This window comes from Synechococcus sp. OH2 (genome assembly GCF_047462155.1).
In the GTDB taxonomy this organism is placed as follows: Bacteria; Cyanobacteriota; Cyanobacteriia; order Thermostichales; family Thermostichaceae; genus Thermostichus.
Genome location: NZ_JANSIR010000090.1, coordinates 23,511 through 30,614 on the forward strand (window position 1 = coordinate 23,511; position 7,104 = coordinate 30,614).

The window sequence follows — 7,104 nt, forward strand, 5'->3', positions numbered from 1 at the left end:
CGCCCAATTTGGCCTGCTGGAGGATTGCCCCGCCCAGGTCGATCCCAGCCAAGTCGGCACCAGCCAGGTCGGCTTCGGCCAATTGGCTGTTGCTGAAGTCCCGCTCACCGCTGCCATAACGCTGCAACAGTTCCGCTGCGGTTTCGACCATTGCTTTTCCCCATGCCAGACAAGTCGGATCCTACCGAGGAACAGGGTTGCCGCCAAGGGCGCAAATCCTCCAGGCAGCGCCTATCGGCCATGCCTTGCTCCTGTCTCTAGATCCGAATATCTGCCAAGGCCACTGGCCCTCTGGCCTACAAGAGCGCGCTAGGATGGGCGCAACGCCCTTTTCTCTGGATCCCATCTGTTCTGTTATGAGCTTGCCCCGCGTGCCCCGCTCCCGGCCCCGCCCAAAGTTGCGCTCGATCCCTCGCCGCAAAACCGAATCTGCTCTCTATGCCGAGATGCAGCAGCTCACTGTGGAAAAGCAGCGGCTCAACCAGGAATTGGAGTTCATTCAGGAACGGCAAGGGCAGATTCAAGCAAGGCTCTGGGAAATCGAACAAGCGCTACAGCGTTTTCAGCAGGAGGCAGAGCGCTTTCGGGATCCCGCCGCTGCTCCAGAACCGGCCACGGGCCGCTTCTCCTCCTCCCGTTTCCCGCCGATGACCTTTGAGTACTGAGCCAGGTTCCCTACTGGGTGGGGAAGCCAAAGCCATTGCCGAAGGCCGATGGATCCAAAAACTGGGTTTAAATCCTCGTCCTGTCCTTTGGGACGGCCTTGTGGTAGCTTTTGTATGGCGGCATGGGTAGTCAGCCGCTTCAAAAACCCAGTAGTCTAACCCCTAAGACATCAGCTAGGGTTTTGTCTGGGCCTGGAAGCGGTACCTTTGGGCAGAAGAGAACCGAGCAGTGAGACCGAAGTCCCGGGGCAGACCCGTTGGCTTTTGCTACCGGGATCCAACCGCCCAGGCTGACTCATGGCCCATTCTGATGTTGATTTCAACTCCCATCCGGCATCGCTGAGTCCATAACTGCAACTGAGCACACAAGGAGCTGAGCCTCGACCATGGTTACTGCCACCGCTACTGCGACCAACGTTGGCTACATCACTCAGGTCATTGGGCCTGTAATCGACGCCGAGTTTCCCAGCGGCAAGCTGCCTGAAATCTACAACGCTCTCAAGGTGGAAGCGACGACCGAAAGCGGCCTGAAGGTCAAAGTCACCTTTGAGGTGCAGCAGCTTTTGGGGGATAACCGCGTGCGAGCTGTGGCCATGTCTTCTACCGATGGCTTGGTGCGGGGCATGCCAGTGGTGGATACAGGTGCCCCGATTACCGTGCCGGTGGGCGAGGCTACCCTGGGTCGCATTTTCAACGTGCTGGGGGAGCCGGTGGATCAAGGTGAGCCGGTGCAAGCCAAGGAGTTTGCTCCTATCCACCGCAGCGCGCCGCCCTTTGTGGAGCTGACCGTCAAACCGGAGCCCTTTGAAACCGGCATCAAGGTGATCGACCTGCTGGCCCCCTTCAAGAGAGGTGGCAAGGTGGGCCTGTTTGGCGGCGCTGGCGTTGGCAAAACAGTGCTCATCCAGGAGCTGATCCACAACATCGCCGAGGAGCACTCCGGCCTATCGGTGTTTGCAGGCGTGGGAGAGCGCACCCGCGAGGGGAACGACCTCTACAACGAGATGAAAGAATCAGGGGTGCTGGACAAGGTGGCGCTGGTGTACGGCCAGATGAACGAGCCGCCGGGCGCCCGTATGCGGGTGGGCCTGACTGCCCTGACGATGGCGGAGTACTTCCGCGACGTCAACAAGCAGGATGTGCTGCTGTTTATCGACAACATCTTTCGCTTTGTGCAGGCCGGGTCGGAAGTGTCGGCGCTGTTGGGCCGCATGCCCTCAGCGGTAGGCTACCAGCCCACCTTGGCTACGGAAATGGGCAACCTGCAAGAGCGCATCACCTCTACCAAGCAGGGATCCATCACTTCGGTGCAGGCGGTGTATGTGCCTGCTGACGACTTGACGGATCCGGCACCGGCGACGACGTTTGCCCACCTGGATTCGACAGTGGTGCTGTCGCGCAGCTTGGCCGCCAAGGGCATCTACCCGGCGGTGGATCCTCTGGATTCTTCGTCCACCATCTTGCAGGCAGACATTGTGGGTGAGGAGCACTACAACACCGCCCAGGCGGTGAAGCAAACGCTGCAGCGCTACAAAGAGCTGCAGGATATCATCGCCATTCTGGGGTTGGACGAGCTGTCGGAAGAGGACAAGCTGGTGGTGGCCCGTGCCCGCCGTATCGAGCGCTTCCTGTCGCAGCCCTTCTTTGTGGCGGAGGTCTTCACCGGCTCGCCCGGCAAGTACGTGAAGTTGGAGGACACCATCAAGGGCTTCCAGCGCATTTTGTCGGGGGAACTGGACGATCTGCCGGAGCAGGCTTTTTACCTGGTGGGCACTATCGAAGAGGCCATTGAGAAGGCGGAGAAGCTCAAGTCTAAGTAATGGCCTCACCCCCGGCCCCTCTCCCAGAGGGAGAGGGGAGTTACTGTTTCACTGCTAGGGATCCTCGGCCACAGGCCCGAAGCGGTAGCCTTTGCCATAGACGGCGTGGATCAACTCGGGGGAGCCGGGCAAGCGCAGGCGACGCCGCAACAGGCGTACCTGGGCGGCCAGGACGTTGCTGCTGGGGGGATCCTCGCCGGCCCACACCCGCTCGTAGATCTGCTTGTGGGTGAGCAACTGGCCGGGGTGGGTCATGAAGTACTCCAGCAGGCGGAATTCCTTTTGGGAGAGGTGGATCATCCGCCCCTGGCGGTAGGCCACTTGGTTCTCCCGATCCAGCTCCAGATCCCCAATTTGCAGGCGAGGGATCCCTTCGCCGGGGCTGGCGGCCCGCCGCAAGAGGGCCCGCACCCGCGCCAGCAGCTCCCGCAGCTCGAAGGGCTTGACCAGGTAGTCGTCGGCGCCGGCGTCCAGCCCTTCCACCCGGTCGTCGAGGGTATCTTTGGCGGTTAGGAAGAGAATGGGGGTGGCGCGGGACGCAGTCCTTTCCACTTGGCGCACCTGTTGGCAGAGGGAGAGGCCGGACAGGCCCGGCAACATCCAGTCCAGTACCAGTAGGTCGTAGGGTGGAGCTGGGGGCTTCTGCAGCAGCTCCCAGGCACTGTTTCCCTCGTAGGCCACGTCCACGCTGTGGCCCTCTCGCCGCAGGTGCTGGGCCAGGGAATCGGCCAACTCCACTTCGTCGTCCACCAACAAGATGCGCGCCATGCTCTAGGAGTCTGTCTCGTCGTCGGTTGCAGAAGAAAGCTCGACTGCCGAGGAGCAATCCGAGCCGGGCAGCGGCTCCAGTTGCAAAGAGAGATCATAAAGGCGGCGCCGCGTCCAGAGGGGGGATCCCTGGAAGCGCTGGGCCAGTTGCCGGCTGGCGGCGGAGCGGGAGAGGCCCTCGGCCAGCAGGCGGGCCAGCTCCTGGCGAACTTCCGCTTCGGAAGGGGAGGTTTCTGCATCTTTTTCAGGGGAAGGCCGCCCCTCTAGAACAAGGGTGAACTCTCCCCGCGGTGGCTGGGCGGCGCAGTGCTCCAGAGCGGCGGCCAGGGATCCCCGCCAGAAGGACTCGTGCAGCTTAGTCAGCTCACGGGCCAGCACGATCTGCCGCTCCGGGCCGCAGTGAGCCAGGAGATCTTGCAGAGTTTGCTGCAGGCGGTGGGGGGCTTCGTAGAGGACGATGGTGCGCTCTTCTTGGGCCAGTTGTTGCAGACGGGCCTGCCGCTGGCTGGTCTTGAGCGGCAAAAAACCCTCGAAGACAAACCGCCCTGTGGCCAGCCCAGAAGCAGCCAAGGCGGCCACTGCCGCTACCGGGCCAGGCACCGGGATCACGGGGATCCCGGCTTGGATGCAGGCGCGCACCAGTTCTTCACCCGGATCGGAGATGGCGGGTGTGCCGGCATCGCTGATTAGAGCCACCGACTGGCCCGCCGACAGATACTTGAGGAGCTGTGGGATGCGCTGGGCCGCGTTGTGCTCGTGATAGCTGATGAGGCGGGCGGAGATCTGAAAGTGTTTAAGAAGCTGGCCGGAGTGGCGGGTGTCTTCTGCTGCCACCCAGTCCACCTCCCGCAAAACCCGCAGCGCCCGCAGGGTAATGTCTTCGCGGTTGCCGATGGGGGTCGCCACCAAGTAGAGACCGGCGGTGGGGCGCTCCATCTCGATAAGGCCAGAGCTAAGCGGGTACCGCTTTCCAGGTTAACCGCTCTGGCCGGGATCCCTGTGGCAGGATCGGGGAAGATTGGCGGGAGAAAGCGGGTGCGCCTGACCACGCGAGCTACCTATAGCATCCGGGCTTTGCTGGATCTGGCGATGCTCGGCGCGGGGCAGATGGCCTCGGTGCGGGCCATTGCTGAGCGACAGCGGATCCCGGCCCCCTATCTGGAAAAGCTGTTGATCGAGCTGCGCCAGGCCGGTTTGGTCTGTTCGCAGCGGGGGGCGCAGGGGGGCTACCGGCTGGCACGAGCACCGCGGCGGATCCCGATCAGCGCCATTTTGGCAGCGGTGGGAGAATCTCTGGATCCTCTCCCAGGCAGCTCTGAGAGGGCAGAGGCTCAGCAGGAAGGCTCTGCGGATGGGCTGGACTGGGTAACGGAGGCCCTCTGGCGGCGGATTGCCCAGCGGGTGGAGCAGGTGTTGGAGGAAACAACTCTGGAAGATCTCTACTTCGACGCCCGCAGTTGGCAGGCAGCCCAAAGTCAGGAGGGGGGGTTTGTGGTCTGATCGCGCCTGCGGGAGGGAGACCTTGCTGTTTTTCCCGAGTCAGCCGGCCGCTCCCCTGGTGCTGGCGGCAGCTTTGGGTCTGGATTACTGGTTGGCAGATCCCTGGGGGTGGCCCCATCCGGTGCGGGTAATGGGGGCGGTCATCGCCTGGGGACAAGGCTGTATCCTCAAGCACTGTTCGACCCCACAGGCACAACGGTGGGGCGGAGCAATGCTGACACTGGCGCTGCTGGCGGGATCCTACGCAGCAGGTTGGGGGCTGATCGCCGTTGCCCAGGCTCTCCATCCCTGGGCAGGGATCCTGATGCACGCCATCCTAATGGCCAGTTGCCTGGGGGGGCGCAGCCTGCGCTTTGCCGCCTTGGAGGTGTTGGATCCCTTGGAAAGGGGGGATCTGCCGCAGGCCCGCCAACGGCTGAGCCGCTACGTGGGCCGGGATACAGAGCACCTGACGGAGGCGGAGATTTTGCGGGCGGTGATCGAGACGGTGGCGGAAAATACCCCGGACGGGGCGACGGCCCCTTTGTTCTATGCCTTTTTGGGAGGGGCGCCCTTGGCTTTGGCCTACAAGGCCAGCAGCACCCTCGACTCGATGGTGGGCTATCGCCACGCCCCCTTCACCTACTTGGGCACGGTGCCGGCCCGCTGTGAGGATGTGCTGACCTGGCTGCCCTGCCGGCTGACGGTGCTGACCCTGGCCCTGCTCAGCGGGGATCCCTGGGGGTTTTGGCAGCGGTGTCGCCGCGACGGGCGGGCGGATCCCAGCCCCAATTCGGGGTGGAGCGAGGCGGCCTTTGCCTGGCGGCTGCAGATCCAGTTGGGAGGCACCAATTGCTATCGCGGGATCCCGAAGGAGAAGCCCAAGGTGGGGATCCCAGCCCGTCCCTTGAGCCCCCAGGTGGTGCGGGAAAGTCTGGGGCTGCTGCGGCAGGTTCTGGGGGTGTGGGGAAGTTGGATGGTGGGCGTAGCTCTAGTTCTCAGCTTGGGAGAGGGGCTGGGGGCCACTTCGGTATCGATTATTTGGTGGTATTGAGAAAGTCGCCGAGATTGAGGATGGTGTTTTGCTCGCTGACGATGGTTTGGATATCGTCAGGCAAGTTGCGGACGTACTCGAGCTGAAGGGCCTAGGGCGTCGCAGGCGCATGGGAAAGGGCTCCGGGATCCAAGACTTTTGATCTTTCTTAACGGGTGCTAGCTCAGCACCCAGCGCTGGAGAGCAATGCCAAGGAGCAGACCGAGGCCGCCAAAACGCAGCACCTGCCAAAAGGTGGTGGGAACGGGGTTAAACACTTCCAACAGGTAGGCTTGCAGGCGTTGTTCCAATTGGCTAACTTCCGCCTGAATTTCAGCCCAGTGTTCGGGGGAAAGCTGGGACAGGCGCTCCAGCTCGCGTAGATCGGCCAGCCGTGCTTGCAAGCTCTCGAGCTTGGCTTGCAGAGCCTCAAGCAAATCCGGGGAATCGGGAGGGGCGGTCACGGCTGTGCCTCGGCTGGGGGGGCAGGGGAACGGGGTCGGGAAAATCCGGTCTGAATTTCGTTGAAGGGCTTAGCTTTGATCACCCCTGGGGGGACAGGATCCAACTGGAAGAGGGCGCGAATGGCGTTTTCCACTTCGGTGATGGGGCGGTTGCCAATGGATTGGTAGACGAGGTTGCCCTGGGAGTCAAAAAGGAGGGTCTGGGGAACTCGGCCGCTGTAGTACTGGCCGCGCTCGTCCCCAGGCAGGAGGGAATCAACAGAATAGGGAATGAAATAGACTGCCCGGCCATAGCGAACTTGCAGGTTGGCCAGGGTGGCTGCGTATTTTTTGCAGTCGCTGCTGTCGTCAATGTAGTAAACGAGGAGGGCCGGGATCCCTTGTTCTTTCGCCTGCTTGAGGGAGACGCGCGGCGGAACCATGCCGCCGTTGGAGCCGTAGAGGGCAAAGATGTTGCCGTCGTAGCGGTCGTCGTTGAGGAGGGCATAGGCAGGCAGAGACAACCAGCCTATGAACACGACGCACAAAGCCACCAGGAGAAGACGCAGCCACAGCATGATTTGGAGAGGACTGTTGGGCAAAGAGGGGGCTCCCTCATTGTGCCATTTTGCTCTGGCGCCGTGCTCCCCCTTCCAGTTTGCGGTGGGATCCCTTCATGAACGTTGGATAGTGGTCTCGATCCGCGGTTGTTTTTTCACTGAATCTGCCCTCACCAGCCGGATGTAGTCCTTGGGAAAACGGCTGAGGCACTGCTTGACAGCCTGAAAGTCAGCAGCCGATTCTTTTGGCTTAATCGGCGGGAAGCCCCGCGGAGAACAAGTGAATCTAACGTAAGGCGCGGGATTCCCCACCCGGGTGGGGAGGGATAGCGCCTC

The 7,104-nt window shown here is 62.2% G+C and carries 9 protein-coding genes; 4 read left to right on the plus strand and 5 right to left on the minus strand.

What is annotated here, in order from left to right; all coding sequences use genetic code 11:
* Positions 1-151: pentapeptide repeat-containing protein (locus tag NW835_RS08160; protein WP_414415014.1), on the minus strand; the 151-nt coding region annotated here is incomplete at its 3' end.
* A 163-nt stretch (positions 152-314) separates the two neighbouring features.
* Here NW835_RS08160 and NW835_RS08165 point away from each other — a divergent pair.
* Both NW835_RS08165 and atpD read left to right on the plus strand, forming a co-directional pair.
* Positions 315-665 (plus strand): gas vesicle protein GvpV, encoded by a 351-nt coding sequence (locus NW835_RS08165; RefSeq protein WP_414370440.1) that lies wholly within the window; start codon positions 315-317, stop codon positions 663-665.
* Between the two features lie 386 nt (positions 666-1,051).
* Positions 1,052-2,485: a F0F1 ATP synthase subunit beta gene (gene atpD, locus NW835_RS08170; RefSeq protein WP_414364192.1), complete on the plus strand. Its 1,434-nt coding sequence runs from the start codon at positions 1,052-1,054 to the stop codon at positions 2,483-2,485.
* A gap of 54 nt (positions 2,486-2,539) precedes the next feature.
* Here the strand turns inward: atpD and rppA are convergent, their stop codons facing one another.
* Both rppA and rsmI read right to left on the minus strand, forming a co-directional pair.
* Positions 2,540-3,253: a two-component system response regulator RppA gene (rppA, locus tag NW835_RS08175; RefSeq protein ID WP_414415012.1), complete on the minus strand. Its 714-nt coding sequence runs from the start codon at positions 3,251-3,253 to the stop codon at positions 2,540-2,542.
* Between the two features lie 3 nt (positions 3,254-3,256).
* Positions 3,257-4,189: a 16S rRNA (cytidine(1402)-2'-O)-methyltransferase gene (gene rsmI / locus NW835_RS08180; protein WP_414415013.1), complete on the minus strand. Its 933-nt coding sequence runs from the start codon at positions 4,187-4,189 to the stop codon at positions 3,257-3,259.
* 99 nt (positions 4,190-4,288) lie between these two features.
* On the opposite strand from rsmI, the gene NW835_RS08185 reads away from it, so the two are divergent.
* Entirely contained in the window at positions 4,289-4,753 is a 465-nt protein-coding gene (locus tag NW835_RS08185) for an RrF2 family transcriptional regulator (protein WP_414364198.1), read from the plus strand.
* Positions 4,754-4,775: 22 nt separating this feature from the next.
* Entirely contained in the window at positions 4,776-5,786 is a 1,011-nt protein-coding gene (cbiB, locus tag NW835_RS08190) for an adenosylcobinamide-phosphate synthase CbiB (RefSeq protein ID WP_414364195.1), read from the plus strand.
* A 158-nt stretch (positions 5,787-5,944) separates the two neighbouring features.
* Here the strand turns inward: cbiB and NW835_RS08195 are convergent, their stop codons facing one another.
* Entirely contained in the window at positions 5,945-6,229 is a 285-nt protein-coding gene (locus NW835_RS08195) for a hypothetical protein (RefSeq protein WP_414364196.1), read from the minus strand.
* Positions 6,226-6,810 (minus strand): thylakoid membrane photosystem I accumulation factor, encoded by a 585-nt coding sequence (locus NW835_RS08200; RefSeq protein ID WP_414364197.1) that lies wholly within the window; start codon positions 6,808-6,810, stop codon positions 6,226-6,228. Before NW835_RS08200 ends, NW835_RS08195 begins: the two co-directional genes overlap by 4 nt.
* Positions 6,811-7,104 lie beyond the last annotated feature (294 nt).